The organism is Negativicoccus succinicivorans, assembly GCF_018373335.1.
Classification (GTDB): domain Bacteria; phylum Bacillota; class Negativicutes; order Veillonellales; family Negativicoccaceae; genus Negativicoccus; species Negativicoccus succinicivorans_A.
Genome location: NZ_JAHAHH010000137.1, coordinates 1 through 1,228 on the forward strand (window position 1 = coordinate 1; position 1,228 = coordinate 1,228).

1 protein-coding gene is annotated in these 1,228 nt (G+C 52.9%); it reads left to right on the forward strand.

The window, feature by feature from the left end:
- The first annotated feature begins 598 nt into the window (after positions 1-598).
- Positions 599-826 carry a hypothetical protein gene (locus KH813_RS06755; RefSeq protein WP_001046775.1) on the forward strand — a complete coding sequence of 76 codons (228 nt, stop codon included), beginning with the start codon at positions 599-601 and terminating at the stop codon, positions 824-826.
- Positions 827-1,228: the final 402 nt, after the last annotated feature.

A 1,228-nucleotide genomic window follows, 5' to 3' on the forward strand; every position in this document is an offset into this window, starting at 1 on the left:
GCCTGGTATCTTTATAGTCCTGTCGGGTTTCGCCACCACTGATTTGAGCGTCAGATTTCGTGATGCTTGTCAGGGGGGCGGAGCCTATGGAAAAACGGCTTCGCCGCGGCCTTATCGTTTCCCTGTTAAGTTTCTTCCTGGCATCTTCCAGGAAATTTCCGCCCCATTCGTAAGCCCGCACCGCTCGCCGCAGCCGAACGACCGAGCGCAGCGAGTCAGTGAGCGAGGAAGCGGAATATATCCTGTATCGCATATTCTGCTGACGCGCCGGAGCCGCCTTTTTTCTCCTTCTACATGAAGCACTTCACTGATTTCCGCATCCGTGCCAACATAGTAAGCCAGTATACACTCCGCTAGCGCTACGTGACTGGTTCAGGGCTGCGCCCCGACACCCGCTAAAAGCACTGACGCGCCTACGGCTTGCCCAACCCCGCGCCGTCCGGGAAAGAATTTCCCGATCGACCCGACGTTTCTGTTTACCTGTGATGTTAACGTTTGGATCTTTTTCCCGGGTTTACCTATTTTCTTCTAATGAAGCGTTCACAGCTGACGTTAATAGATGGGTGCTTTCATGTTTGGTTTTTCACCAGGAGAACTTATGAACCTTTGCCCCGATGAACGTCTGCTCTTTGTGCGGATGATTTCCGCTATGCTTCGCCGTTCGGGCGGTGATGCGGGTGCTGTTATGTTTGAGGCGTATCGCCATATTGTGTCCGATACCAATCAAGCTCGTCGTTCCTGCATGCTCGACCTGCTCGAAAGCGTCAGGCAGGACTATGTACAGGGTGGATGCGTGTCGCTTACACCAGATATGCTTTCCAGCTGAGTACGACGCAGAAAACCTACTGCGGTCCGACGCTGGGCTGACGGTTGCCGGCACGTGACAAACTCCAGGAAGAAGGGCTTCTTAATTTCCCGCTAAATACGTCGTGATGAAAAGATCACGGCCTATACCTGGGGGGCATTATGAAACTGCCTAACGTCATTGAAGCTGTACTTGACTGTCTGTATCTGGCGGCAGAGCTGTGGGAGTGGCTGGAGAAGAATTTGCCTGTTTTTAAGGCATTGGCGCGGATTTTAGTGTGACTTTAACATCCATGCATCTGGCTGCATGACTATGCATCAGTGTAATATCCAGCGGCTGCGTTTCTGGTGTTTTTTCGTCATGTCTGTCGCCACTTTCTCGCGTCTGGCACCGGAAACGCAGCCAACCCCGTCTCAGCGGTGC

Excerpts from the sequence above, each read along its gene's own strand:
- KH813_RS06755 (WP_001046775.1), top strand. The coding sequence starts at position 599 with ATGAACCTTTGCCCCGATGAACGTCTGCTCTTTGTGCGGATGATTTCC.